The 24747-nt window shown below is 42.7% G+C and carries 21 protein-coding genes and 1 pseudogene; 15 read left to right on the top strand and 7 right to left on the bottom strand.

The window, feature by feature from the left end; genetic code table 11:
- Position 1 precedes the first annotated feature (1 nt).
- The 3 genes from KNP96_RS10495 to KNP96_RS10505 are packed head-to-tail and all read left to right on the top strand — an operon-like array spanning position 2 to position 4255.
- Positions 2-2023, top strand: a complete 2022-nt coding sequence (locus KNP96_RS10495) for an McrB family protein (protein WP_214770380.1) — start codon at positions 2-4, stop codon at positions 2021-2023.
- On the top strand, positions 2007-3854 hold the full coding sequence (locus KNP96_RS10500) for a hypothetical protein (RefSeq protein WP_214770382.1): 1848 nt from the start codon (positions 2007-2009) through the stop codon (positions 3852-3854). The genes KNP96_RS10495 and KNP96_RS10500 overlap by 17 nt, the downstream gene beginning before the upstream one ends.
- Positions 3855-3859: 5 nt before the next feature.
- Positions 3860-4255: a hypothetical protein gene (locus KNP96_RS10505; RefSeq protein WP_214770384.1), complete on the top strand. Its 396-nt coding sequence runs from the start codon at positions 3860-3862 to the stop codon at positions 4253-4255.
- Between the two features lie 87 nt (positions 4256-4342).
- Here the strand turns inward: KNP96_RS10505 and KNP96_RS10510 are convergent, their stop codons facing one another.
- From KNP96_RS10510 to KNP96_RS10530, 6 genes and pseudogenes are all read right to left on the bottom strand, one after another.
- Entirely contained in the window at positions 4343-4642 is a 300-nt protein-coding gene (locus KNP96_RS10510; protein WP_214770387.1) for a nucleotide pyrophosphohydrolase, read from the bottom strand.
- Positions 4639-6273 (bottom strand): DUF2075 domain-containing protein, encoded by a 1635-nt coding sequence (locus KNP96_RS10515; protein ID WP_353048346.1) that lies wholly within the window; start codon positions 6271-6273, stop codon positions 4639-4641. Before KNP96_RS10515 ends, KNP96_RS10510 begins: the two co-directional genes overlap by 4 nt.
- Before the next feature lie 315 nt (positions 6274-6588).
- Positions 6589-7074 (bottom strand): DUF6060 domain-containing protein, encoded by a 486-nt coding sequence (locus tag KNP96_RS10520; RefSeq protein WP_214767285.1) that lies wholly within the window; start codon positions 7072-7074, stop codon positions 6589-6591.
- Between the two features lie 81 nt (positions 7075-7155).
- Complete coding sequence (locus KNP96_RS10525) at positions 7156-7350, bottom strand: hypothetical protein (protein ID WP_214767283.1); 195 nt, start codon at positions 7348-7350, stop codon at positions 7156-7158.
- 160 nt (positions 7351-7510) lie between these two features.
- Positions 7511-8192 (bottom strand): annotated as a pseudogene (locus KNP96_RS17000) (IS30 family transposase).
- 149 nt (positions 8193-8341) lie between these two features.
- The gene (locus tag KNP96_RS10530; RefSeq protein WP_214767281.1) at positions 8342-8563 is read right to left on the bottom strand and encodes a hypothetical protein; all 222 of its coding nucleotides are present in this window, start codon (positions 8561-8563) and stop codon (positions 8342-8344) included.
- 611 nt (positions 8564-9174) lie between these two features.
- Here KNP96_RS10530 and KNP96_RS10535 point away from each other — a divergent pair.
- From KNP96_RS10535 to KNP96_RS10570, 8 genes are all read left to right on the top strand, one after another.
- Positions 9175-10188 (top strand): LacI family DNA-binding transcriptional regulator, encoded by a 1014-nt coding sequence (locus tag KNP96_RS10535; protein WP_088836158.1) that lies wholly within the window; start codon positions 9175-9177, stop codon positions 10186-10188.
- 206 nt (positions 10189-10394) lie between these two features.
- Positions 10395-11702, top strand: coding sequence for an ABC transporter substrate-binding protein (locus KNP96_RS10540; protein ID WP_214767279.1), 1308 nt, complete (start codon positions 10395-10397; stop codon positions 11700-11702).
- Positions 11703-11762: 60 nt separating this feature from the next.
- Entirely contained in the window at positions 11763-12659 is an 897-nt protein-coding gene (locus tag KNP96_RS10545) for a carbohydrate ABC transporter permease (protein ID WP_088836160.1), read from the top strand.
- 3 nt (positions 12660-12662) lie between these two features.
- On the top strand, positions 12663-13583 hold the full coding sequence (locus KNP96_RS10550) for a carbohydrate ABC transporter permease (RefSeq protein ID WP_214770391.1): 921 nt from the start codon (positions 12663-12665) through the stop codon (positions 13581-13583).
- A 26-nt stretch (positions 13584-13609) separates the two neighbouring features.
- Positions 13610-14956, top strand: coding sequence for a GH1 family beta-glucosidase (locus tag KNP96_RS10555; protein ID WP_214770393.1), 1347 nt, complete (start codon positions 13610-13612; stop codon positions 14954-14956).
- A 64-nt stretch (positions 14957-15020) separates the two neighbouring features.
- Positions 15021-17408 carry a carbohydrate binding domain-containing protein gene (locus KNP96_RS10560; RefSeq protein WP_214770395.1) on the top strand — a complete coding sequence of 796 codons (2388 nt, stop codon included), beginning with the start codon at positions 15021-15023 and terminating at the stop codon, positions 17406-17408.
- A gap of 127 nt (positions 17409-17535) precedes the next feature.
- Positions 17536-18009: a hypothetical protein gene (locus KNP96_RS10565; protein ID WP_214767275.1), complete on the top strand. Its 474-nt coding sequence runs from the start codon at positions 17536-17538 to the stop codon at positions 18007-18009.
- A 516-nt stretch (positions 18010-18525) separates the two neighbouring features.
- A complete protein-coding gene (locus KNP96_RS10570; RefSeq protein ID WP_088836165.1) occupies positions 18526-18825 on the top strand; it encodes an excalibur calcium-binding domain-containing protein in 300 nt (99 codons plus the stop codon).
- 43 nt (positions 18826-18868) lie between these two features.
- On the opposite strand, the gene KNP96_RS10575 is transcribed toward KNP96_RS10570, so the two are convergent.
- Positions 18869-19192: a thioredoxin family protein gene (locus KNP96_RS10575; RefSeq protein WP_088836166.1), complete on the bottom strand. Its 324-nt coding sequence runs from the start codon at positions 19190-19192 to the stop codon at positions 18869-18871.
- 306 nt (positions 19193-19498) lie between these two features.
- Here KNP96_RS10575 and KNP96_RS10580 point away from each other — a divergent pair, with 306 nt between their 5' ends.
- From KNP96_RS10580 to KNP96_RS10595, 4 genes are all read left to right on the top strand, one after another.
- A complete protein-coding gene (locus tag KNP96_RS10580) occupies positions 19499-20368 on the top strand; it encodes a cation diffusion facilitator family transporter (RefSeq protein ID WP_088838402.1) in 870 nt (289 codons plus the stop codon).
- A gap of 208 nt (positions 20369-20576) precedes the next feature.
- A complete protein-coding gene (locus KNP96_RS10585) occupies positions 20577-21065 on the top strand; it encodes a MarR family winged helix-turn-helix transcriptional regulator (RefSeq protein WP_088836167.1) in 489 nt (162 codons plus the stop codon).
- Complete coding sequence (locus KNP96_RS10590; protein WP_214770397.1) at positions 21058-22782, top strand: ABC transporter ATP-binding protein; 1725 nt, start codon at positions 21058-21060, stop codon at positions 22780-22782. Before KNP96_RS10585 ends, KNP96_RS10590 begins: the two co-directional genes overlap by 8 nt.
- On the top strand, positions 22779-24647 hold the full coding sequence (locus KNP96_RS10595; protein WP_214770399.1) for an ABC transporter ATP-binding protein: 1869 nt from the start codon (positions 22779-22781) through the stop codon (positions 24645-24647). Before KNP96_RS10590 ends, KNP96_RS10595 begins: the two co-directional genes overlap by 4 nt.
- The last annotated feature ends 100 nt before the right edge of the window (positions 24648-24747 follow it).

Below are 24747 nucleotides of genomic sequence, written 5' to 3' on the forward strand. Positions count from 1 at the left end.
ATTGAAAATCTATACTTCAAAAATATTAGAACAAATCAAAGGGAACTATATTGTAGGTACATTAGAGACTGATCCATCTAAAATTCCTAACTTAGGAGATTCGTTAGAAGCAATAACTTTTTCTCAGCAAATGAATGATATTATTTTTTACGTAAAGCCTTTGAGTCAGGAACCTACAGAAATTGCAGAGTTGAGTCAACAACAACTAAATAAATCAGATCTTTATATTGGATTTGCTAGCAAAAGTATTGAATGGCCTATTGATTTTAGGTATGGAAATGATAGTAATTTGATACAAAGAAGAATAGATTATTTGAAAAACAAGATGGAAGGTAAATTATTACTGTTTAATCCTGTTTTGCGGCAACAAGAAAGTAAAGAAAGAGTACATAAAAATTTAGGTGAAGTTACATTTGAAGGTGATTATATTTCTGGAAGAGAATATATTGCAGTTCCTAGAATATTGATGTCTCCAGAAGAGTTTGAAGATGTCTTATTATCAGAAAAACCCTTAAATTTAGAGAGTTATAATCATGCAATGCCAGCTCCTCTTTTTTTATTATGCGGAGAATATATTTATGGGAACATACTAGATAATCAATGGAAAGTAGACTCTTCTAGCAATGAATCGGCAAGAGTTATTATTGCATCAAATAATATAAAAAAAGTGAAAATTAAAGAAAGTATTTTAAATGAAAATATTTGCTCTGATAGGGGGAAAATTGTTTTTATTGATGATCAATTCATTGGTGAAACAGTTTCTGATATGTTGAATTTTGAAGGATTAAAAATTGGAGAATGGGAAGAAAAAGATAGAGATTCAGATGAAAGTATGATTACAAAAGAAAAGCTACATCCCGAGTCTGCTGATGCAAATAATAATGAAATTACAGAAATAGATTTTATAGAGTATTTAGAAATGAAGGCCTACAAAAAAGGTTTAGTATATTCGAAGGAAGATTTAATTAATTTTCATACTAGCCTAAAATCAAGTGTTTTTACTATTTTATCTGGTCAAAGCGGAACTGGTAAAACACAACTAGCTATTTTATATGCAGAATCATTAGGACTAACGCAAGATGATAAGACTGTTCTAGTTCTACCAGTCTCACCCTCTTATACAGAGCCTGGAGACATTCTTGGTTATTTGAATCCCTCTTCTGGGCTATTTGTATCTGCAGAAACTGGGTTAACTGATTTTTTGATTCATGCTCAGAATAATCCCAAGCAGACACATATGCTAATTTTGGATGAAATGAATTTAAGTCAAATTGAACATTATTTTTCTCCATTTTTATCTTTATTAGAACTAAATGAGGAAAACAGACGCTTAAAATTATATAGTTCAGGCGCAATATGCCACAATAATCAAGTCTATACAAGCAGTATTCAATTAAGAAATAACTTGATTATAGTTGGTACGATGAATGTTGATGAAACAACGAAAGACTTATCAGATAGATTACTTGATCGTTCAAATATCATTACTCTGAGAAAACAATCTTTTTCAATCATAAAAAGAAAACTTGAAGAGAATAAAAAGATTGAATTAAATAATCAAGGAGCCGAAGATGTATACGGACAAATGTATATTGATTGGAAAATCACGTCGAATGACTGGAGTCATTTTTCGGAAGTAGAAATGAATTTCTTTGATCAACTAGATAGTTTAATATCCAATATAAGTACACAAAAAGGCCTATCAATAAGAAATATTATGAGGATGGGTCTTTATATTCAAAATTTACCTGACTTTAAAGAAGATAGCGATTATATTATTGATCGTTCAAAAGCGATTGACTTATTTATTAAGCAAAGAATCATCACAAAAATTAGAGGCTCTATTGAAGAATATGAAGAGTTAATTGGAACGGTGTCCAGTAATGACGAAATTCCAACTGGTGATTTGTTTAATTTATTAAGTGATAGATTTGTTATGGACAACATAAGTTCTTTTGTAGTGACGAAAGAGGAACTTATTAGGAAAGCAAGGGAACTAGGTAACTATGGATATGCAACCTAAACTAATTTTTATAGAAGAGCTTCCATTTAAAAATAAAGAATTTGAAGTATATTTTGATATTGATAAAGGATTTTCTCAAAAATTTATTACTAGTAATGAATATTCTAAAGTAAGTGTTATTTTACAATCTCCATTAGATATGGAAGCTACAGTAAAAATATCATCATATGAAGATAAAATTATTGAAATTTCTTCAAATTCTAATCCTGTTGTAATTATGGAAGGAAATAAAGATAATAGCATGGTTGCAGGAAGATATCATTTTGAACTGAAATACTTTAATAAAAAATACGTATCGTTTTATTCAGTCAAATCAAATATTTTGTCAGATGAATCAGTCTATTATTTAAGAAATTTTGTAGATAATATGTTGAGCGGATTATCAAAAGAATTTTTTTATCGTAGGAAAGAAGCTACTGTTCTTGAAAGTAACTTACCTTTAACACCGATGCAAAAATATATAGATTTATCTTTGCAAAAAAAAGCTGTTTTTTTTACACTGCAATCGATTTTTAATGATCCGATATCAGACTTAGTTAGTATTTATAAAATATCAAATCGTTCAAAAAAACCAGATTATAAAAGTTTTATGTGGGAATCTAAAAAAGGCATAAATAATATAAATAATTCTTATTCTTTAAATCTTTTTAATGAAAAACATAAAAGGATATCGTATGTTAATCCAGAAAACCGAATGTTAAAAAAAATAATTTATAAATTCATTAGTGATTTAAAAAACTTAAGATATGCAATCAATAAAGAAATTAAAAACTATGATCAAGAAATAAAAAAAATAGAAGTTGAGTATATACACATTAATCAAAAAAAAGAAGAAGTAAGAAAGCGGATATTTGGATTTGAAAATGAAAAAAATGATTTGAATCATCAACAAAAGGTAATTAGTGCCAGGAAATTTGAAAAAATCAATCAGAAAACTGCATATGAGAAACATATTAATGAAATCGACAGTTTGTTATATAGATTCAATCAATACTACTACATTGATTGGTTTAAAGAAGTTCCTTTAAAAAATAATTTAAAAATATCACAACGTTTTTCCAAAGATATCAGGTATAAAAAGATTCATGATATTTATAAAACTATCAATTCTCGTGATGATTTGAACAAAAAAAATATTTCTGATAATAGAGAAAATAGAAAAACTTGGCAGTTATTTGAATATTATAATATAGGTATTGTAATAAAAATTTTAATCGATTTAGGTTTTGAGTGGACTTCCGGATGGTTAGCTGATGAGAATAATAATAATAAATATCTAAGCAGCCTTCCTCCAGGTACGGTATTAAGGTTTAGGAAACCAAACGATCCTAATTTTTACTTAGATGTTCAATACGATGCGGAATTTGAATCTTTTAGTACATTTAATAGTAAAAAAAGTAGTTATTATATTGAAAACAATCGTCGTCCAGATATTTTATTATCATTGTTCAATTCAAATGGTGAATTGCTTACAAATAAATCAGGATTAATTATTGAGTCCAAATGTAGAAATAAAAACTATTTGTTTGACGATAAATTTCAAACCGATGTAAAAAAACAACTATTAGATTTTAAAAATATGAGTTATTTTAATTCTAGACTTCTTAATGAAGGAGAAGATTCAGTTTGGAAGCCGATTTTTCAAGTTATTGTTTTATATCCAAAACAAGATTCAGAAGCTATATTGAGACATGATAATATTTATGGTAGAGGAATTGTTTATATTCAAGTCCAGCCTAACGAAATAAATGAAGAAGAGAATGCAATAGGATATAAATCTTTGAAAAATATGATAGAGCTATTTATTGAACAAGCTCTTGAAAGAAGCTGATAAATATGAAAAATAGCGAAAACGAAATTTATAAAATACTGAAAAATAAATACTTAAAAGGTCCACGCTTGGATATGAATAGCGATTTAATTGGATTAAATTCATTTTCTGGCGATAAAAATTCCGCTTTTTACGAATTGTATGGTAAGAATAGGATTTTTAAAATGCTTATATTTAGACCTTCGTCGTCTCTCTTCATTAATAGTTATTTAGGGAAAAATCACTTTCTTATCTTATTAGTAGAAGACGAAGGAGTTAAGGGTGGATTTATTACCAATGAAAATTGGAATTTAGATCAATTCGGAAAAATATTCACCGATTTAGATGAAAAAGATTTGAATGAACTATTTGAATTATGTAAAAAATATTTAATTGATCATTTTAATGAACTTAATCAATAATTTTTTTATTTAAAAATTATTAAAGATGGAACCTATTTAGCAAGTTTCCATCTTTAATAATAAATTTATAAAGCTTAAGATTTTAAATTATATCGAATACTTCTCCCCATTCTTCCTAATCTTATCTACCACAATCTCTTCCACATCGACATTCAACTCGCTACATAACGTCAGCGCGTAAATCAGCACGTCGGCAATCTCTTCTTTGATGTTCTCCTGATTTTCTTCCCATGCTTCTTCGCTGCTTCGCCACTGAAAGGCTTCGAGTAATTCGGACGCTTCGATTGATAAAGAAATCGCTAAGTCTTTTGGATTATGATGGGGACGCCAGTTGCGCTCGTCCCGGAAGTCGTCGATTTTTTGGATTAAAGTCTTGATTTCATTCATGTGTGCTGCTCCTTTAGTTGTAATAGTCGCTCACGTAAAGCGGGATTTGTTGCGTATAGATAGAGTCCTTTGACACCACGCTTCATCAGGACATTCAGTGAGTTCAAAATGATTTCCTCTTTGGCCCGGTCGTTTTCTACCTGGCTCAAATCTTGGCGGGCGACGAAAGCACCCGTGTCTTGGTAAAGTGTCGGCTCCAGTTTCAATCGTTTCGTCTGCTCATCATACTGAACGGATGGACCTAGGACGACACCGACGTAATTCAAATCAAAGCCTTGAATCGTATAGATGGAACCGACTTCCTGAATCGTTTCTCGTTGTTCTGCCCATGTCTGATTGGGATAACTTCGATTCCAGGGCAGATTAATCCCGCCTGCATCGACTACATAATCAGCACCGTCTTTTTTATGGAGGTAATCAAACGTCGAAACGATGCGTGAGAGACCATATTGCTCATTTTTCAGGAAGATTGCTTGCTTAAAGGCTTCCGGATCATGGAAGATTTGAAAATCGTACTGCGGATCAGTTGGAAGCGGGAGAATCTCCTGCTCGACGAACCGGTTGATCCAGTGCAGCGTCTCTAGACTCGCCTGCATCCGAAATTGATTGGTCAAGGGAAGTGTCGCCGTTGAAAATGAACCGACGATGTCCTGCAAAGTCGTCCGTCCCCAGTAACTCTTAATCTTCAATACTTGCTTCGGATCGAAAATCAGAATCGTGATTTTACTGCGAGTGATGATTTCGTGCAGTTGATTTTGTTGTTTGAAGTTATTGTAAGCATCTTCTTTCGTTAATAACAGATGGGCTTCATCCACGAGTACGATATCTGCTGTATGTTGCTGCTTCTCGAGTGTATTTAAGAAGGGTGTTGGTTTTTGAAACTGTTTTTTCTTCAGGTTTGGTAAACTGCCGGCAATCGATTTATATGTCTTCAGCATTTCACCGTGGTTAACAAGCAGATAGTTGTCCGTACGGTATAACGGAGAATCCGCTTCTTTCGTCAAGTCTTGAATCGTGTTGAACAGGGAGCTGAGCAACACGCTTTTACCTGTTCCGGCATCACCTTCGATCACAAAGACATGATGGCCTGGTTGAGTGATGTGTGTTTTACAGTATGTAAGGATTGTTTGTTTGACTTCAAGTTGCTGCTCGGAAAGTTCTTTAAACGGTGACAGCTTGTAAACATCCTTATTGCGTAATTGATCGAGCGTTCCTTTTGCAATCTGTTCTATCCGTAACTGTTCCCAAATGTTTTCGAAGACGGTCTCGTTGAAAAAATCTTTCCGGAAATAGTTGTGCATCTGGCGGGAGGTCGTCTGACTGACATTTTGTAAGACATACCGACCATCTGCAATTAAGAAATTAATCAGATTGGATTCGATATTATATGTTGCCGATTGGTTGAACTGTTCATGCCCAATCAAGATCGTTTCGTCGAGGTGCTTTCGGCGCACGTCTTTTAAATGGGCCTTTAAACGCTGGTTCTTTTGGACAGTCTGCCCGACATAGGCCTGTTCCTTTTTCCGATTGTATAACAAATACACAATCGGATAGTCGTCTATGTAGAGTGTTTTCCGATTGGTTACTTCACTGTAGGTAAAACGGTGTTTCTCGAAGTAAAGGTTCTTCAAAACAAATGTCAGTCCTTCCGAAATCTTCAGGGGTGGCAATAAGAAATTACAAATTAAATATAGCATGCTCAAATCAAAATTGTTATTTAAAGGGATTTTTTGAACGCAGATAAAAAGAACGGTCCACTATCGGACCGCTCTTTTTTCTGTTTGTAAGTTAAATCATACATTCAAAATTAAAAGTTTAATCAAACAAGATTACGTTTTGAAAATCGAATAAATAATTTGAAACTTAATTTTTTAGAACTAAGAACGCTCAGGAAATATTTTTGACACTAAAAGTTCTAGTTATTAAGACAATGATATAATTTTAAATCATTTTTTTGTTGTGTAAACAAAGTAGAACATTCCATCTGCCTTACCATTAGCAAGTTTTTTAGGTAAACGAACATACCCTGTTTTACCATTTTTATGACAACCTGTCCCTTGGTTTCCACAATTTAAAAAATATCCACTTTTTTTAATTTTATAAGGCTTGAATGCAATATAGCCGTATTCTCCCTTTTTCAAATTAAAAGTATATGAACTAGTACTAGCTTTTGCTGAAGAATAACTAATACCTAATGAAGATTTTATTGCTGATTTTTGAATGTCGGTAGCTGCACCGTAAGTTACTGTTATAGTTTTTGTATATGTAACACCGTGTCCAATAGAACAAGTGCTGGTTGTACAACCAATGTCAGCAACCACCTTTAACGGATCTCCTACATAACTAGTGCTTTTTGTAGGTTTAAACTTAAGATACTCATAATAAGCTGCTTTTGTAGAACCTCTTTCTTCTGAAATGATAGAATCATTCAAAGAAAAAGAATTTATTTCCTCTTTAGATTCAGTATCAGCTAACTGGTTACCAGAAACATTTAAGGAAAATTCTTCTTCAACTTATTTTTCAGATAACGTTTTCATTTCACCATCCTCTGTCTCTGTGAATGGAATTATATAATTTCCGAACTCTTCTGAATAAAATGATTTTTGTTCAGAAAGCTCGTTTGCTTCAGCATTGGGAACACTAACTGAAAACGTAGTAAATAAGGATAATGAAGCAATCCCTAATACGATTTGCTTGTTTTTAATCACGTTAAAATCCCTCCGAGGTTTGAAAGTATGCTTCGTAAATAAAAGATAATCAAAAATATGTAATTGTTATCAAAAAGAATTTTAAAAGAATATTTTTAAAAAAGTTAGTTTATCATATTAAGTGCAACACTTCTTCCGAGAAGACCTCGTATGCAGTTTTCTAGTTGAAACACTTTTTTGGTCTACCATTAATGCAGGAGAGCGACTGACCTTGTTAAAATCCGTCCCTTCCAGGAAGAATTCATGGAGAAGATTATTGGAGTTCTCGTTACTCCAACGTTACCAAAAAGAATACAGATCAGTGAAGTACATCGGTAAGTCTGACGCTTCACGAATACATTCATGACAGCTAAACTCTTTTCCACGGTCTGTCGCCGCGGTCTTGAACGTTCCTAGTGGGAAATAGAGATACAATTCTCAAATTGCAGACTCCATCGATGCAGCAGACCGATCTTCCCTCGGTACAGCGATATAGAAACGATTTTACCGCTCTATGAACGTCGCGACATAGGCCTTGGATTTCCCTTCTGCCTGAGACGGCGGTATTTAGCTCCCGATGTCTGAGCATTTGGCGCCTTTTTGACGTCAGACGGACGTTTACTGATAGACAGTCCGATGTTGAAGCATCTACTTGTCTCACGTGGTTTCTGATGCTTTCCCTTTTGACGAAGGAGTCCAGAATCGACCTCGACGAGGTCCGCATAGATCCAGCGATAAATCGTCTTGAACGATAGTTTTTCTTCTTGGAATAAACTTTCCGCAATCTTTCGGATAGAGAAATCTAACTCAAGATACGCCTCTATTTTGACTCTTTCTGATATGGTAAGTTGAACACAGCTCATAACGAATCCTCTGTTGAATCTGGTGTGGTAGGTAGCTTTATTCTATACAAGGTCGTTATGGTTTTTGTGTCTTCTAGTGTTGCACTTAATATTACAATTCATCAAAAGTTAATTAATAAAAACAAAATAATTATTGATTTTAGAATTTATTAATTTTTTTGCAATTTGTTTATGAAGAATCCCAATAAAATCAAAACTGCTCCGATAACGAAAAGATAAATCGCATAATTGTTGAGACCATACGTTTTAATATCTTCAATACCTACACTTTTTGTGAGTTCTAAATAAGCTGTAAATATTTTGGTGGTAAACAAAACAATAATTCCTAGTAAAATTGAAACGATTCCAGATGTGACAAAAGATTTGTTCATTGTTTCCCTCCTTATTATTAATATTTAAAAAATTGTTAATCTTACAATCTTTACTTAAAATAAACTAACATAAAATGTGAAAATATGAAGTGATTTTGACAGATTGTAATCTTACAATCTTGAAAGAAATGCTTGAACTTTCAACATTGTGACTTCATTCATTTCATGATTATGCTGTTACTAGATGTCAAACGAATTTTCAATAATCCCATAATACTCTCGTTTAAATGTTTTTTTAATCTCTATGATGAAATGGTTGTCATACGAAGTTTTTTCAAACGTCGCACTCAAGACGGTCGGGTAAGTGAAGTGATAATGTAATATTTTGGCTGGGAATTGAATGAGTCATGCTTCATCTCATCAGAAAACATTAATCGTGTTTTGGAAATGAAGAACTGTAATGCTGGAAGAATGATTGAACGTCTCTTCAGGACTTACGTTAAACTCTATGGTATTTAGAATCGTTTAGCGTATGTTGCCTTATCTTAATGAAAGCGATATCATTTATTTTTTTAATTCCAAATAAATTCGAAAAAAATGGTTGTGTCTTTCCAAATTCCCGTCTATACTAAGTTTATCGAAAGCGCTTTCGGTGAAATGAGGTTTTAACGATGGGCACAATTTATGATTTAGCAAAATTAACAGGTTTTTCGATTACGACAGTCTCAAAGGCATTAAACAACTATTCCGATGTCAGTGAGAAAACGAAAGCAAAAATCATTCAGGCGGCAGCGGATATGGGGTACTTACCCAATGCGCATGCTCAGTCCCTTTCGACGAAACGGTCCTGGACGATCGGGGTCATGTTCTCGGAAGCGAACGAAGTCGGGATGATGCATCCGTTCTTCAACGCGATCATCGAAAGCTTCCGTCAAGCGACGGAGCAACAAGGATACGACTTAATCTTTGCTTCACGTAATCTCCGCAACCGCGACATGAGTTACCTCGAGCATTTTCAGCACCGGGCGGTCGACGGTATCGTCGTCATCTGTTCCGATCAAATGGACCAGCACGTCCAAGAGTTAATTCAGAGCACGATTCCAATCGTCGTCGTCGATATGGACAGCGCGGATTGTAGCGTCGTCTTCTCGGACAATCTGACAGGGGGAGCACTCGCTGTCAATCACTTGCATGAACTCGGTCATCGCCGAATCGCCCATATCGCGGGAGATACGACGATTGACGCAGGAAGTGCACGGATTGCTGGGTACGAACGGGCAATGGCTGAACTCGCACTACCGATTTTAGAAGGTTACTTAATCAACGGTGGTTTTTTCTCGGTCGAAGAAGGTAAACAAGCGATGCAGACGTTACTTGCCTTACCACAACGTCCAACGGCAGTATTCGTTGCCGGTGACCAAATGGCGATCGGTGCGATGGAAGCAATACATGAAGCCGGGTTACACGTACCAGCAGATATTTCAATCGTCGGCTACGATGATATCGAAATGTCGAAATACGTCACACCGAAGTTGACGACCGTCCGGCAGGATACGGAACGGATCGGACAACATGCAGCGGATTTATTGATCGAACAAATCGTCAACAAGCAACGTCTCAAGACGACGGACATCATTCCCGTCGAGTTGATCGTCCGCCATTCAACGGGACCCGTCAACGACTAACAATCGATTTCGAAATCGCTCTCGCAGGTGGAAGGCGAGGACAAGCGAGAGCGGTTTCGAAACAGTATATTTTTTTAAAGCTTTCCGAAAGGGCTTTCGGAACTTTTTTCTAGGAGTTTTCGAAAGCGCTTTCGATATTTTTGGATAAGAAATGAAACCGCTTACTAAATTAGTGAGCGAGTACATCAGAAAAAGGATGGGATGACATGCGTAAGAAGTTAGTCAGTGTTTTGACAGTCGGCGCGTTAACAGCAAGCGTTTTAGCAGGATGTTCAGATAGTAAAGAAGCAACGACAAGTGATGGGAAACAAGTCTTGAAAATCTGGTCATTCACGGATGAGTTAAAAGAACCAATCAAAAAGTTCGAAGAGAACAATGATGTCAAAGTCGAATTGACGATCGTTCCGATCGCGGATTACCCAACGAAATTAAAACCGGCACTTGAGAGCGGCGTCGGTGCACCGGATATCTTCACAGGTGAGATCGCCTTCTTGAAACAATGGGTCGACGCCGGTTACTGGGCGAACCTATCTGAAAAACCGTTTAACGCAGACGAAGTCAAAGATGACTACATCCCGTACGTCTATGACATGGGGAAAGACAAAGACGGTAACGTCCGTGCGCTGTCATGGCAAACAACACCGGGTGGTATCTATTACAAACGCAGCATCGCCAAAAAGGTCCTCGGCACAGATGATCCAAAAGAAATCGGTGCGATGATGAACTCGATGGACGGCGTCTTCGATGTTGCTGAGAAAATGAAAGGCAAAGGCTACAAAATGTTCCCGGATGAAGGTTCAATCCGTTGGTTCGCACAAGGTAATGATCCGCAGGCCTGGGTCAACGATAAGCAAGAGCTCGTCTTGACAGAAGACAAGAAGAACTACATGGATTACGCAAAAGAATTACGGACAAAACAATACACAGCACTTGCGCCAGAGTGGTCACCATCATGGTTCGCCGGGATGGATAAGCCGGTCAAAGTCAAAGAAAACGGTAAAGAAACCGAAACAGAAATCTTCTCGTACGTCCTTCCAACATGGGGCTTACACAGTGTCTTAAAAGAAAATGCGAAGAAATCAGCCGGTGACTGGGCAGTCACAAGCGGACCGAGCCCATACTTCTGGGGCGGTACATGGTTAGGTGTCTACAAAGATTCGAAGAAACAAAAACTTGCGTATGATTTCGTCAAAATGATGACGCAAGACGAAGAGTTCTTGACGGATTGGGCGAAAGAAACAGGTGACGTCCTTGCGTATACACCGGTTACCGACAAAATCAAAACCGACTTCAAAGATGAGTTCCTCGGCGGACAGAACAACTATGAGTTCTTCCTCGATCAAGCGGATCAAATCACACCGGGTATCGTGACGAAGTACGACCAACAGCTCGATACATTATACGGTGCGTCAGTCATGGAATACGTCCAAGGCAAAAAATCAAAAGACGAAGCACTTGCTGAATTCTACAAAAAAGTCAAAAATGCGTATCCGGACGTCAAAGTACCGGAATAAGGAGACTGGGTGGGGCGGACCTCGCCCTACCTCTTCTTGTTTAAGAAAGGGGTTTGACCTGTGAAAAAACTCGATCGCCATGGTTATCTGTTCATCGCACCGTTTTGGATCGTCTTCTTAATCTTCAGCATCTATCCGGTCGCGTTGACGTTCTATTACAGCTTCACGAACTATACAGGCGCAGAAGGCGAACAACTCGTCGGACTCGCGAACTATACGCGTTTGCTCGGAGATACGTACTTCATTGAAGCGTTCTTCAATACGATCAAGATTTGGGGACTGAACTTCATCCTGCAAATTGGTGGAGCGTTGATGCTCGCCTTACTGTTCTCAGACTTACAACTCAAGTTAAAAGGACTTGCTTTCTTCCGGGCGACGTTCTACTTACCGAACTTAATCACGATCAGCTCGGTTGCCTTGTTGTTCGGGATTTTACTCGACTGGCAACACGGATCACTCAACATGATGTTGATGAAAGTCGGAATCATTTCCGACCCGATCAACTGGTTGACACAACCGGTCACAGCCCAGATTTCCGTTTCACTCATCCTGACCTGGATGTGGCTTGGTCACTCGTTCATCGTCGTCATGGCCGGTGTATCCGGCATCTCGAAAGATTATTTCGAAGCGGCCTTGATTGATGGTGCGACACGCTGGCAAATCTTCTCGCGAATCACGTTGCCGCTGTTAAAACCGATCCTGCTTTACATCATGATCACGTCACTGATCGGTGGACTGCAACTGTTTGATCTCCCGATGTTGATTACGGACGGTGTCGGTGCGCCGGATGGTGCCTTGAACACGATGGTCCTCTATCTCTACAATCAAGCCTTTAAGTACAACAACTATGGCTACGCTGCTGCCGTCGCCTATGGATTGTTTGCTATCACGCTCGTCTTTTCAATCATCGTCTTCAAAGGGATGTTCCGAAAAGAACGTTCACCGAAAGGAGCCTGACCGATGGAACGAAATGCAGAAGCACGGCGGATCGTCCCGCAAACGGAGGAACAACCGGAGCGTTCAGAACGTCCGCTGAAGTTGGCACCACCGAAACAGAAAAAAGCCTGGTTCGGCAAGAGCCTGATCTATGTCAGCCTGATTGCCTTGACCATCGCCTGTATCATTCCATTTTTGATGATGATCATCAACGCGACCCGGTCGAACGAAGAAGTCCTGTCCGGTTTCTCCTTGATTCCCGGCAACTCGCTCGCTGAGAACTATGCGGCGCTAAGCTCCTACGTCAACATCTGGTCCGGCTTCAAGAACAGTCTGATCATCGCCGTCCTCGTCACTGTCTTGTCGGGTTACTTCTCAGCGATGACAGCGTTCGGATTTGCTTTTTATCAGTTCAAAGGAAAAAACGTCCTGTTCGTCTTCATGCTCGTCATGATGATGATTCCGGGACAACTCGGATTGATCGGGTTCTACGAACTCAGTAAGAATTTAGGTATTCTCGACAGCTTCATCCCGCTGATCGTTCCGGCGATTGCCAGTCCATTCACGGTCTTCTTCGTCCGTCAATACTTGCAGACAGTCATGCACCCAAGTTTGATTGAGGCGGCGCGGATGGATGGCGCGAGCGAAATGCGCATCTTCCATACGATCGCCTTGCCAATGATGATGCCGGCGATCGCGACGATGTCGATCTTTACGTTCATCGGTTCGTGGAACAACTACATCATGCCGCTTGTCCTATTGTTCTCACCAGAAAAATACACGTTACCGGTCTTGATGGGCTTCTTGAAAGGTTCACAAGTCGCAGAAAACTTAGGGGCACTTTATCTTGGAATCGCGATTTCCGTCGTCCCGATCATGATCGCTTTCTTGTTCCTATCAAAATACATCGTCAGCAGCATCTCAGCTGGTGCCGTCAAAGAATAATCTGTTAGTTAAAGGGGAGTACGCGTATGAAATTTGCATCAAACTTCGTCTTCGGAACGGCTACGTCTTCGTATCAAATCGAGGGCGCACACGACGAGGGGGGACGGACACCATCAATTTGGGATACGTTCTGCGATACGGACGGAAAAGTTTTTGAAAAACACAATGGCGATGTCGCCTGCGACCATTACCACCGGTTTGAAGAAGACATCCAGCACATCAAACAGTTAGGCGTCGATACGTACCGCTTCTCGATTGCCTGGCCACGGATCTTCCCGGCGAAAGGTCACTACAACCCGGAAGGCATGGCGTTTTACCGGACACTCGCGACACGCTTACGCGAAGAAGGGATCAAACCGGCCGTCACGCTCTACCACTGGGATTTACCGATGTGGGCATACGACGAAGGGGGCTGGGTCAACCGTGACTCGGTCGACTGGTTCCTCGACTTCGCCCGTGTCTGCTTCGAAGAACTCGACGACATCGTCGATTCGTGGATCACGCACAATGAACCGTGGTGTGCCGGTTTCCTCAGCTACCACCTCGGACACCATGCACCCGGTCACACGGACATGAACGAAGCCGTCCGTGCCGTTCACCACATGCTGTTGTCACACGGAAAAGCGGTCGAACTGCTCAAAGGGGAGTTCAACTCGGCGACACCGATCGGCATCACATTGAATCTCGCACCGAAGTACGCGAAGACGGATTCCGTCAATGATCAGTTGGCGATGAACAACGCCGACGGGTACGCGAATCGCTGGTTCCTCGACCCAATCTTCAAGGGACAGTATCCGGTCGACATGATGAACCTGTTCTCGAAATACGTCCATACCTACGACTTCATCCAAGAAGGCGACATGGCAACGATTTCGGTCGGCTGTGACTTCTTCGGGATCAACTTCTACAGCCGCAACTTAGTTGAATTCAGTGCCGCGAATGACTTCTTGCACAAAGATGCGTACTCGGACTACGATAAGACGGGCATGGGCTGGGACATCGCACCAAACGAGTTCAAGGACTTGATTCGTCGCCTTCGCGCGGAATATACGTCACTCCCGATCTTCATCACGGAGAACGGGGCAGCGTTCGACGATCAACTCGTCGATGGTCGTGTCCATGACCAAAACCGGATCGACTATGTCGCGCAACACTTGCAAGCAGTCTCCGACTTGAACGACGAGGGAATGAATATCGAAGGCTACTACCTCTGGTCGCTGCTCGATAACTTCGAGTGGAGCTTCGGGTATGACAAACGATTCGGCATCGTCTATGTCGATTTCGAAACACAGGAACGGACATGGAAAGACAGCGCGCATTGGTATGCCGATGTCATCCAGACACATAAAGCAACACTCTCACAGGAAGCGTAACTCAGTCGCAGGCAAGGTCGAATTACATCGGTCTTGCCTGTTTTTTGTCAAAGGAGGATTACAGATGAAGAAATGGCTCGCAATTGCACTTGGGACAGGCTTAGTCTTAACTTATGCCGGGACAGGGCATGCTGAAAAAGCAGACAAACAGGACAAAACGAAATGGAAAATGGTCTGGTCGGACGAGTTTACGAAACAACAACTTGACCGGACGAAATGGAACTACGACACGGGAAACTGGATCGTCGATGCGGACGGCAACGGCGTTTCATCCGGGTGGGGAAATAACGAAAAACAATATTACACCGACAAAAAAGACAATGCCTTCATCCGTGACGGAAAACTCGTCATCCGCGCAAAACAGGAAAAGACGACGGACGCCTTCGGAAGTTATGACTACACTTCGGCAAAATTGAAGACAAAAGGACTGTTCAGCAAGACGTACGGCCGTTACGAAATCAAAGCGAAACTGCCGACCGGTAAAGGACTGTGGCCGGCATTTTGGATGTTGCCGGAGCAGGACAAGTACGGTGCCTGGGCATCATCCGGTGAAATCGATGTGATGGAATCCTGGGGCAGTCAGCCTGAAAAGGTCGCGGGGACAATTCATTACGGCGAAAATTGGCCGAACAATAAATATACCGGAAAAGATTATCATTTCCCGGAAGGTGAGCGAATTGACCAGTGGCATACATATGCCGTCGAGTGGGAGCCGGGTGAACTCCGTTGGTACGTCGACGGAAACCTCTATCAAACACAAAACGATTGGTACAGCAAAGGCAAAAATACAGCGACGAACTACAGTTATCCGGCACCGTTCGACCAAAACTTCTATCTCGTGATGAACCTCGCAGTCGGCGGCTGGTTCGACGGGGAAGTCGACGCGACGACGAAGTTCCCGGCTGAGATGGAAGTCGATTACGTCCGGGTCTATGACCTGAAGAACCGCGCCTACCGGGAACCGGTCGAACCGGTCTATGAAGATGTGACGTTACCGGACGGGGCGAAGCAACCGCTTGAAGACGGAAACCTCGTCTATGACCAAGCGTACGAAAAAGCGATTAAGACGATTACGGACGGCGCGCAGACACTTGATCCGACCTACTGGAACTATGTGACGTTGCCTGACTTTGGCGGCACGGGATCAGTCGACGTGACGGAGCAGGACGGAACACGTTTTGCTGACGTGTCAATTACGAAACCAGGAACGCAAACGTACTCGCACCAATTGATTCAAAACGTGTCGCTCGCACAAGGTGGCCGTTATCAAGTCAGCTTCGACGCGAGTAGCGACCAGGCGCGGAAGATGGTGGTCAAAGTCGGTGGTGGGGCTGAACGCGGTTATACGAAATACTCGAATGAAGAATCAATCGATTTAACGACGACCGTCAAGCCGTACACGTTTACGTTCGACATGACGGGTGAAACGGATCTTGCGGCACGGCTCGAATTCAATCTCGGTCTTGAACAGGCTGGCGTCAAAATCGGCAACGTCCGTGTCGAACAGATTCCACGCGGTGAAATCGATGAAGCGGCAACAAAACCGGCTTTACCGGACGGCAATCAAATCTACAACGGAACGTTTGACCAAGGGGCGATGGATCGTTTGACGTACTGGCAGTTTGATGCTGGGAAAACGAAGGGGACGGGAGTAGTCGATCCTGTAACACGCGTCTTCACATTCAAAACGAATACGAAAAAAGGACAAAACGCGACACTGTCGCAACAAGGCGTACAACTCGTAAAAGACCATCAATATGTGCTGCGTTTCAAAGCAGTAGCAAAACGGGTGAACAAGATGGACGTTCAGTTGACGGATGCGACAGGAACGACGGCTTACCTGCCGGAACAACGGATTGCGCTGAGCGGTAAGATGGAGACGTTTGAAGTACCATTTACGATGACAGAAGCGACGGATCTAAAAAGTCGTCTCCAGTTCATTCTTGGATCAGAGAAAGGGGAAGTGACCATTGATGATGTTGAACTCTTTGACACGACGCCGATTGAGATCGACAAGTCGCCGTTAAAAAACGGCTCGTTCACGGAAGGGCTGAACTTCTGGAGTTCATACGTTCATTATGATGCACAAGCGGTCGTCTCGACGGTAAATGGAGCTGCAAAAATCGCGATTGCTTCAGAAGGACAAGAGCCATGGAGCGTCCTGCTTGAGCAAGGGAACTTAGCGCTCGTCAAAGGACAGACGTACCAGTTGACGTTTAAGGCATCGTCGACGGTTGCACGTCCGCTCGAAGTGACGGTCGAAAATGCGGCGTATACACGCTACTTCAGTCAGGTCGTAGCAGTCAGTCCGACGGTGAACACGTACCAGTACGAGTTCACGATGGGACAAGACGATACAGCTGGTCTGAAGTTCTTGATGGGAAAAGCGGCAGGCTCTCCGTTTGCGGCGCATGATGTGACGATTGATGATGTGAAGCTGGAAGTAAAATAAACCGGACGAGCCCTGACCTGTTAGGGCTCGTTTGTTATGTAATTAAATATTTTTACTTTTTATGGAAGGTTTAGCGGTGGGAATAGCGAATACTAGTTCATATCAAAAGTAATGGAGGAATTTGAAAATGCCGAAGGGAACAAAGTCTTATCTCGTACTTTTTTGTACGCTATTACTCGTTTCGATTGCGTTGAACGGCTGGCCAGCTGGAATTTATCCGGATGGCTCGATTGGTATAGTACAAATTCTTACGTCGATTGGCTGGTTTGCTTTCTTAATGGGATCAATCCTCATCCTTAAAAACACATCACTCATCCGTTTTCTGTTTAACTACCTTCGTTTTGGTTTCATCGGCGGGATGGTCGTCTATTTGATTACATTGTTTGAGAATCACCTTTGGGATCAGACGTGGTTTGACATGATGTCAGGAATCCAATATCCACTGTATGTTCTGTTTGTCGTGCCGATGTTTGGTTGGAATGCCTTTGCTGCAATTCCGTATGGTGATTTTTCATTTTTAATTGGTTTCCTCTATCTTTTGATCGCCTTTGGTCTAAGCCTACGGTATAAGAAAATCAAGATTGAACGGTTGCGTTACTGAATGGTAATTACAAGTAGGGCCTGTTACTGAATGGTAATTACAAGTAGGGCCTGCTTCATTATGAAACGGGTCTCAGACTGTAGACAACGTACGATGTGCTATCGGGAGAGAAAGCGTCTCTTTTTTCGTTGCTTTCCTCGGGCGAGGCGCAAGCCGTTGCTCCTTGATCCTCACGGACAACGAGCAGGGTCTTGCCTGCCTCTGGCAAGTCGCGTTAAAAACGCACTTTTTCCCGTAGGAGTCAACGAGACGTGACGCTTTTTAGGTAATACCGTGACGGAAAGCCGGGCATGCAGACAGTTGAGCGCAATCTGTCTCAAATCGGCATGTTCACACTTAATAAGCGTTTGTCTACACGCTAGGGCCCGCTTCATAATGAAGCGGGTCTTTTTTTGTCTTTTAAACTGTCAGATAAGTCATATCTCTAAATTTTAAAAATAGGAAACTATTTCTAAAGAAATCTATTATAATCAAATTATCACTAAGATTTGGTTTTTTAGAAACGGAGGTAACCTGATGAAAAAAGCATTAAAGATTGTCATGACAGGTGTACTTAGTATTTCATTACTTAGCGCTACATCTGGTCAAAGTGACGCAGCGACTAAGGCGAAGGCATTTAAAAACTGTACGGAGATGCAAAAAACGTATAAAGGTGGCGTCTCGAAGAAAAAGGGTTTGAAAAACCGAACGGGTTACGATAAAAATGGGAAAGCCATTTATAAGAAAACAAAGTACGCCCAACATGTAAGCTTAGCGACGTATAATCTCAATAAGTCAAAAGACCGTGACAAAGACGGCATCGCCTGCGAACGCTAAAAAAAGCCCCGCTCTCCTAAATGGAAAGTGGGGCTTCATGCGTTTAGTTGAAGTTCTTTTTGAGGAAGTCTGTCACTTCTCCTGGTGTTTTTGCGTTGGCGCTATGCAAGTGACCAAGCTTCTCGCTGTTTTGGAAAACGAGTAAACTTGGAATTCCCATGACGACATTATCGGATGCGATTTCCGGGAACTCATCTTTATCGATCGTATAGATTGGAAGTTCTTTAAATTGTGACTCGACGTCCGGCATGAAGTAGTCCATCCGTTTGCAGTCCGGGCACCAGTCGGCTTCGAACTTGATGATGACCGGTGTTTCGCTTGCGATTAGTTCTTTAAACGTGTCTTCACTCTTGATGTAGTTACTCATGTGTAAATCCCCCTATAGTATGATTGTTTGTCTTTAGTCTACTGACTCTGGTAAGAAGATGCACGGATTATGCTTTTTTTGTTCAATAAATTTCCGCAAAAAAGTTGGTTGTTCAAGAGATGTAAGCGGTTTTTCTGTTCAAGAATGTTGGATTACTAGGGCTTGATCTATTTTGCCTATAGAAAACAAAGTTGGTCATTTATTAATTATCTAGTTATAAACAAAATGATTTCTCTAGACCCACTTGTATTGAACTGCTACGATAAGTTTTCGGAATTAAGCGAGTAAGTGGGGGCGGGCGGAATGATGGACGAACAAAAATTCGATAATCTAAAACGGGGCGAACGCGGTGCGATGATTAGCATTGCAGCCTATATCCTATTATCCGTAATTAAATTGCTTGTCGGCTATTCAGCGGATTCTGCCGCTTTACGGGCAGATGGTTTGAACAATACGACGGATATCATCGCATCGATTGCTGTGTTAATCGGATTACGAATTTCCCGTCGTCCGGCAGATGACAATCATAAATACGGTCACTGGAAAAGTGAGACGATTGCGTCGATGGTCGCTTCTTTCATTATGATGGCAGTCGGTCTCCAAGTGTTGATTGATACGATTTCAAGCTTATTTGAAGGAAAACAAGAATCTCCAGATATCGTAGCTGCCTATGTCGGAATCGGTTCGGCAGTCGTCATGTATTTTGTCTATCGGTATAACCGCAAACTGTCTGAAGAAATTGACAGCAAGGCTGTCATGGCAGCGGCGAAAGACAATCGGTCGGATGCCTGGGTCAGTATCGGAGCGTCAATCGGAATCATCGGTTCCCAGTTCGGGATGCCGTGGCTTGATATCGTGACGGCGATCATCGTCGGTTTCTTAATCTGTAAAACGGCATGGGATATTTTCTCGGAAGCTTCCCACGAACTGACGGACGGCTTTGATGAACAAAAGCTGAAGATGTATGAGGACGTGATTTTTGACCTCGAAGGTGTCAAAGGAATCAAGTCAATCAAAGGACGGAACTATGGCAATAATGAAGTCGTCGATGTCGTGATTCTCGTCAATTCGACACTCAACATCCACCAAGCCCATGATATCGCAACACGAGTCGAAGATACGTTGACGGACGAATATGGCGTCTACGACATTCATGTCCATGTGGAGCCGGAGTGAACTATAGAGAACGACCATTTCTAGGTAGAGAAATGGTCGTTTTTTTGTGTATTCATAATCTGTGGTCACTCTTTGAATTTGCTAAAAATATTATGTGCATTTTCACATTGTTATTTAGTTGACTTTACGAATGAATCGGCGTAATTTAGTTTACATAGATAATCATTCCAAATGGAACGATTCGAAATTGAACAAAGGAGTTGAATCCATGGAAACAGAACAGCAGGAAAATTTACGATCGGCAACGATGATGAAATCGTTTTGGAACATCCAGCGCCACTTGATGCGTTTTGCCCATCAGACGGCACAGGAAAATGGACTCAGTATGCCGCAATTTCATAGTTTAATGACGATTGCACCGCGCGGACCGATTACCCAAAAAGATTTGGCAGCACAGACCCACTTACCGAAAAGTACGCTCAGTCAATCGATCGAAGGACTGGTGCAGTCCGGCTGGATTGTTCGCGAGACGAACGAACAAAATCGGCGCGAAGTGATTTTGTCGCTCAGTGAACAAGGAGAACGTTTCGTTCAAGAGATGAAACAACAAGAAACCGGGATGCAACAACGCCTCGAGAAAATTTTGGAAACGATTGATCCGGAAGCCTTCGAGCAGATGCTTGCGACCCATGACATCATTGCCCGTGGCATGAAAGAGATTCTCCCGCCAGGAAACGGAGGTTGTACACGTGATTAAGTTACTCAAAAATCTAAAAGTCTATAAATGGTCGGTCCTCGCCGTATTGGTCCTCGTCTTCGCCCAGTCGATGTCCGATTTGTATTTACCGACTTTGATGGCAGACATCATCGATAAAGGCGTTGTCGTCGGGGATACAGGCTACATTTGGAAAATTGGTGCGGTCATGCTGGGCATCACGGCACTCGGTGCGACGGCTGCAATTGCCGCAAGTTATTATTCATCAAAAGCGGCGATGGGACTTGGGCGTGACATTCGCCGGAAAGTCTTTAACCAAGTCGAACGTTTTTCACTGCAAGAGTTCGACCAGGTCGGAACGGCGTCGCTGATCACACGGACGACGAACGACATCACACAAGTCCAACAAGTCGTCATCATGATGTTACGGATGGTCGTCAGTGCACCAATCATGTTCATTGGTGGTCTAATCATGGCGGTCTCAAAGGATGCGAAACTATCACTCGTCATCGTCGCCGCGATGCCCGTCCTCGTTGTCTCGATTTTGTTGATTTTATGGAAAGGGGTGCCGCTGTTCGGACAAGTCCAAAAACGACTCGACCGGTTAAATCTCGTCTTACGCGAGAATTTGACAGGCATCCGTGTCATTCGTGCCTTCAACCGGGAGAAAGAAGAAAAAGTCCGTTTGACGCAAGCCAATGCGGATCTGACGGACGTCTCGATTAAGGTCAATAAGATCATGGCATTTTTGATGCCGACAATGATGCTCGTGATGAACTTGACGGTCGTCGGCGTCATTTGGTTCGGTGGGATCCGGATTAATAACGGCGGCATGCAAATCGGTGACCTGATGGCGTTCATCCAATACGTCATGCAAATCATGTTCGCCCTCGTCATGGCATCCGTCATGTTCGTCATGATTCCCCGTGCTGCGGTCTCGGCGAAACGGATTAATGAAGTTCTCGAGATGACACCGACGATGGTCGATGAAGGAACCGCTTCAGCAGACCGTGAGCCGGGCACGCTCGTCTTCGATCACGTGACGTTCAGCTATCCGGGTGCGGAAGCGCCGGTGCTGTCGGATATCAGCTTCAAAGCACGTCCTGGTGAAATCACCGCTGTCATCGGCGGAACCGGTGCCGGGAAATCGACGCTCGTCAATTTGATTCCCCGTTTTTACGACGTAACGAGTGGCAGCATCCAAGTCAACGGCGTCGACAGTCGTGACGTCCCGCAAGAGGAATTACGTTCGAAAATCGGCTTCGTGCCGCAAAAAGCCCTGTTGTTCACGGGCTCGATTGCAGACAACATCCGTTTCGGGAAACAGGATGCCTCATTAGAAGAAATCGAACATGCAGCGCGTGTTGCCCAAGCGATCGACTTCATCGAACGGATGCCGGAGCGGTACGATTCCGTGATTGAACAAGGCGGATCAAACGTTTCCGGTGGCCAAAAGCAACGGCTCTCGATTGCCCGGGCGCTCGTCCGCAAACCCGACCTCTATGTGTTCGATGACAGCTTCTCCGCCCTCGACTTCAAGACGGATGCGACACTCCGAAAAGCACTAAAAGAAGAAACGCGTCAAGCGACCGTCCTGATCGTCGCCCAACGTGTCAGCACGGTCATGGATGCGGATCAAATCATCGTTCTTGAAGAAGGGCGCGTCGCAGGAATCGGCACGCACGACGAACTGTACGCAACAAACGATGTCTATCAAGAAATCGTCAAATCCCAACTGTCAGAGGAGGAAATCGCATGAGTCAGACAACGAAACGCCCTGCCGGCGGACCTCCGGGTGGACCGGGTGGTGGTCCCGGCGGTGGAAACATGATGATGATGGGAGAGAAACCGAAAGACTTCAAAGCGACGTTCCGTCGGTTACTCGCCTATTTAAAACCACGGCGGACGGCACTGATTGCTGTGTTTGTCGCCGCGATCCTCAGTACGGTCTTTATGATCGCCGGACCAAAAATCATGGGGACAGCGATTACGGAACTGTTCGAAGGGGCGTATGCGAAGTTCCAAGGGGTGCCGGACGCTGAAATCGACTTTACGAAGATTGGCCAGATTTTGTTACTGCTCGCAGGACTTTACGTCATCAGTAGTATATTTAGTTACATTCAACAATACATCATGTCGAGCGTCGCTCAAAAAACGGTGTATGACTTACGGGAGGACGTCAATCAGAAACTCGAGCGGTTGCCGCTGAAATATTATGACGGACGACCGAACGGGGAAACGCTCAGCCGGGTGACAAACGACATTGATACGATCGGGAGTACGCTCCAACAAAGTGTCACGTCGTTCATTACGTCCATCGTCACGATCGTCGGGATCTTAATCATGATGTTGACGATCAGTCCGCTCTTGACGTTAATTTCACTCGTGACGTTACCGTTATCGATTTTTGCGATCCGTCCGATCTTAAAACGGTCACAGAAATATTTTGCCGATCAACAACGGACACTCGGTCAACTGAATGGCCACGTCGAAGAGATGTATACGGGACATCCGGTCGTCAAGGCGTTCGGTCACGAACGGAAAGCCGTCGCAGAGTTTGACGACGTCAATGAACAGCTTTATGATGCCGGACGAAAAGCCCAGTTCATTTCCGGCATCATCATGCCGATGATGATGTTCATCGGGAACATCAGTTATGTCTTGATCAGTGTCGTCGGCGGGATTTTAGTGACGCAACGCAGTATCTCGATTGGGGACATTCAAGCCTTCATCACGTATACCCGACAATTCACACAACCGATCACGCAGACGGCGAACATCGCAAATATCGTCCAGTCGACGGTCGCAGCAGCAGAACGTGTTTTTGAATTGTTAGATGAAGAAGAGGAAATCAAAGAAGTGACAACGCATCATCTCGCGCGTGCGAAAGGTGCCGTCGCGTTTGAACACGTTGACTTCGGTTACGGAAAAGACCTCTTGATTGAAGACATGAACATCGATGTCCGGCCGGGACAAACCGTCGCGATCGTCGGTCCGACCGGTGCTGGGAAAACGACCTTAATCAACCTGTTGATGCGTTTCTATGAATTAAACGGTGGTGCGATCCGGATTGACGGAATCGATACCCGTGACATCTCCCGGGAAGACCTACGGACGACCTTCGGGATGGTCTTACAGGATACGTGGCTCTTTAACGGGACGATCCGCGATAATCTCGCGTACGGGAAAGTCGGAGCATCGGAAGAAGACATCATCGATGCGGCGAAAGCAGCCCATGCCGATCACTTCATCCGGACGTTACCGGACGGGTATGAGACGGTCTTGAACGAAGAGGCCTCGAACATCTCACAAGGGCAAAAACAATTGTTGACGATTGCCCGTGCGGTTCTCGCCGATCCACCGATCATGATTTTGGATGAAGCGACGTCGAGCGTCGATACGCGGACGGAAATCTTCATCCAGCAGGCGATGCAACGCTTGATGGACGGACGGACGAGTTTCGTCATCGCCCACCGCCTGTCGACGATTAAAGATGCGGACTTAATCCTCGTCATGGATCAAGGGCGTGTCATTGAACAAGGAACGCATGAAGCGTTGCTAAAAGCAGATGGTTTCTATGCGGACCTCTACAACAGCCAGTTTTCCGAAAAAGAAGTCGTATGACAGGATCGTAAGAAATGAAGCAGTTCCTCGAGGAGAGGGGCTGCTTTTTTTGTCGGAATAATCCTTTCCCTTGATTTTTAATACCGCAGGGGGTATATTA

This window comes from Exiguobacterium sp. s133 (assembly GCF_018618595.1).
GTDB lineage: Bacteria > Bacillota > Bacilli > Exiguobacteriales > Exiguobacteriaceae > Exiguobacterium_A > Exiguobacterium_A oxidotolerans.

Excerpts from the sequence above, each read along its gene's own strand:
- KNP96_RS10575 (WP_088836166.1), bottom strand. The coding sequence starts at position 19,192 with ATGAGTAACTACATCAAGAGTGAAGACACGTTTAAAGAACTAATCGCA.
- KNP96_RS10505 (WP_214770384.1), top strand. The coding sequence starts at position 3,860 with ATGAAAAATAGCGAAAACGAAATTTATAAAATACTGAAAAATAAATAC.
- KNP96_RS10565 (WP_214767275.1), top strand. The coding sequence starts at position 17,536 with ATGCCGAAGGGAACAAAGTCTTATCTCGTACTTTTTTGTACGCTATTA.
- KNP96_RS10595 (WP_214770399.1), top strand. The coding sequence starts at position 22,779 with ATGAGTCAGACAACGAAACGCCCTGCCGGCGGACCTCCGGGTGGACCG.
- KNP96_RS10500 (WP_214770382.1), top strand. The coding sequence starts at position 2,007 with ATGGATATGCAACCTAAACTAATTTTTATAGAAGAGCTTCCATTTAAA.
- KNP96_RS10585 (WP_088836167.1), top strand. The coding sequence starts at position 20,577 with ATGGAAACAGAACAGCAGGAAAATTTACGATCGGCAACGATGATGAAA.
- KNP96_RS10530 (WP_214767281.1), bottom strand. The coding sequence starts at position 8,563 with ATGAACAAATCTTTTGTCACATCTGGAATCGTTTCAATTTTACTAGGA.
- KNP96_RS10580 (WP_088838402.1), top strand. The coding sequence starts at position 19,499 with ATGGACGAACAAAAATTCGATAATCTAAAACGGGGCGAACGCGGTGCG.
- KNP96_RS10510 (WP_214770387.1), bottom strand. The coding sequence starts at position 4,642 with ATGAATGAAATCAAGACTTTAATCCAAAAAATCGACGACTTCCGGGAC.
- KNP96_RS10560 (WP_214770395.1), top strand. The coding sequence starts at position 15,021 with ATGAAGAAATGGCTCGCAATTGCACTTGGGACAGGCTTAGTCTTAACT.
- KNP96_RS10550 (WP_214770391.1), top strand. The coding sequence starts at position 12,663 with ATGGAACGAAATGCAGAAGCACGGCGGATCGTCCCGCAAACGGAGGAA.
- KNP96_RS10570 (WP_088836165.1), top strand. The coding sequence starts at position 18,526 with ATGAAAAAAGCATTAAAGATTGTCATGACAGGTGTACTTAGTATTTCA.
- KNP96_RS10540 (WP_214767279.1), top strand. The coding sequence starts at position 10,395 with ATGCGTAAGAAGTTAGTCAGTGTTTTGACAGTCGGCGCGTTAACAGCA.
- KNP96_RS10555 (WP_214770393.1), top strand. The coding sequence starts at position 13,610 with ATGAAATTTGCATCAAACTTCGTCTTCGGAACGGCTACGTCTTCGTAT.
- KNP96_RS10535 (WP_088836158.1), top strand. The coding sequence starts at position 9,175 with ATGGGCACAATTTATGATTTAGCAAAATTAACAGGTTTTTCGATTACG.